Origin of the sequence: Pricia sp. (assembly GCF_041745955.1) — a bacterium.
GTDB lineage: Bacteria > Bacteroidota > Bacteroidia > Flavobacteriales > Flavobacteriaceae > Pricia.
The window spans coordinates 1-2237 of record NZ_JBGTHY010000543.1 but is presented as its reverse complement, the minus strand read 5'-3'; the positions used below and the strand labels follow the sequence as shown (position 1 = coordinate 2237).

Sequence of the window (2237 nt, the reverse complement as noted above, 5' to 3'; positions counted from 1 at the left end):
TTTAAATCATCCAATCTATATTGGTTGGCCAAGGCGTTCAATTTGGCCCGGTTGAGCCTATGGATATTGCGAAGTCCATCGAACAGCAGAACGGAAGATTGCAATCCCCCGTTTGCGGTAAAAATAGTGGTCGTAACCGGTTGGTTAGTGATTGGGTCGAAATTTAGACCGGTATTACCCGAAGCACTCAAAGTAGCATTGGCATCCGGCAAAAAATCACCAATGGCGTCGGACCTATCGATCATGGCATTTTGCAAGTCCAGTTCATAGTGCTCTACGGTCAGGTTATTTTCAACGGCATAGGCCACGCATTCTTCCAGCGTCCATTTTTTTTGCTGTGCCGTGATAGTACTTATCGTGAACAACAGCAGTAAAGCGGTTAGTTTAAAGTTCATTTTTTGATTGTTTTGACCTGCCTAGCGGCAGGCAAGTTGATGTATTGATTGATGTATTTACTCTTCGCTGTTTTCCGATTCACCCTCCTCATCTTCGCCCTTCTTGATAGGCTCGGTTTTGTTCCATACTTTTACCTTGTCGGATTCCGTGAGTCCGGAAACGATTTCTACGTTGACCCCGTCGGAGATTCCGATTTCAATATCCTTACGCAGAAACTTTTGGTCTTCTACAGCCCCGGCGGCAATCTCAACGAAAGGCTTGTCCGTCTTTTTATCGAATTGCAACAATGCTTCGGGAATTACCAAAATACTATCCTTCTTTTCGAGCACCAATGATGCGTTGGCACTGTAACCCGCGCGGATAAAAATATCGTCCTTGACCTCTACGTCGCCTTCGATCTTGAACTGTACCGCTCCGGTCTCCTCTATGCCTTTTGGAGCGATAAAACGGAGTTTGGCATCCAATTCCTTGCCCTCGACCGCACCGAGATTTATTTTCAGGGGCGTGCCCACTTCCAGCTTGGCCACCTCGCCTTCATCGACCTTTCCTTCAAAGATCATCTTGCTCAAATCGGCAATCGTGGCAATCGTAGTGCCATCATTAAAATTATTGCTTTCGATGACCTGATCGCCCTCCTCCACCGGAATTTCCAAAATGGTGCCATCAACGGTTGCCCTGATATTGGTGTTCGCGCTTGAAGAACCCCCTGCCGAACCTTGGCGGATGATTTGATAATCGGCCTTGGCATTCTCGATTTCCTGCTGGGCCTGATTATACTGTAATTGTAGGGTGTTAAAATTTTGACTCGCAATAACCCCTTTATCGAATAATGTTTTATTACGATCATATTCGATTTTGGAATTATTCAGGGCCAATTCCGCATTACGGACCCGCCCACGCGCTTGGTTCAAGGCCTGTTCGTTGGGCACCACCTTAATCATGGCGATCAAATCACCCGATTTTACCTTATCGCCCTCTTCCTTATAGATTTTTTGGATGATACCCGAAATCTGTGGTTTGATCTCGATTTCATCTTCGGGGATCAACTTACCGGTTGCCACGGTTTTCTTTTCGATGTTGGTAATGAAGGGATTCTGAACCTCGTAGGTTACCGCCGATTTACTGTTCGATTTAATAAAAAAGGCAGCCGCCCAAAGTGCCCCGAGCACTAATACTCCAATGAGGATATATTTTACGATTTTGTTCATTTTGAAAAGGTGTTTGTTGTTTATTGTTTATGGGTTGGTGTATAGGGTTACAAGTTTGATCCTTACTGTTTTTGATTTTGAAACTCATTCCTCGCGAAGCGCATCGATAGGCTTAATACTCACGGCGCGCTGTGCGGGTATGAGCCCGATCAAAGTGCCAAGCACTACCATGATAACCAATGCCCCAAGAACGTATGGAATAGGAACCGTCGGATTCGTATAGGGGAAATCAATGTCTTGTGTAAAGCTATTGATCATAGACAGGGTTGCAGCACCTATTATGATGCCCATGATACCTGCGATAACGGTCAAGAAAACGGATTCCAATATAATCTGGTTCCGCACTTCGGCAGGGGTGGCCCCCAAGGCCCTTCGAACGCCCAGTTCTTTGGTGCGTTCCTTTACCGAAATCAATAGGATGTTTCCAATGCCGATTACGCCTGCTAAAATAGTTGCTATACCCACTATGAGCGATAAAAAAGTGATACCATCGGCAAAACCTACAATTTTATTGAACTGCTCACCTAGATTGAACGACCCGAAGGCACGGTCGTCGTCAGGGTGGACATGATGAATGTTCTTTAAAAGATTTTTTATGTTTTCTTCGACTTTCAGTACGTCGGCATCATCATA

At 45.3% G+C, this 2237-nt stretch carries 3 protein-coding genes; all 3 read right to left on the bottom strand.

Annotated elements, in window-relative coordinates:
* Positions 1–395: TolC family protein (locus ACEW8S_RS19465; protein WP_373519771.1), on the bottom strand; the 395-nt coding region annotated here is incomplete at its 3' end.
* 57 nt (positions 396–452) lie between these two features.
* A complete protein-coding gene (locus ACEW8S_RS19460; RefSeq protein WP_373519770.1) occupies positions 453–1604 on the bottom strand; it encodes an efflux RND transporter periplasmic adaptor subunit in 1152 nt (383 codons plus the stop codon).
* A gap of 84 nt (positions 1605–1688) precedes the next feature.
* Positions 1689–2237: ABC transporter permease (locus ACEW8S_RS19455; RefSeq protein WP_373519769.1), on the bottom strand; the 549-nt coding region annotated here is incomplete at its 5' end.

What these genes read in the sequence shown, in the direction of transcription:
- ACEW8S_RS19460 (WP_373519770.1), bottom strand. Translation starts at nt 1,604, where the DNA reads ATGAACAAAATCGTAAAATATATCCTCATTGGAGTATTAGTGCTCGGG.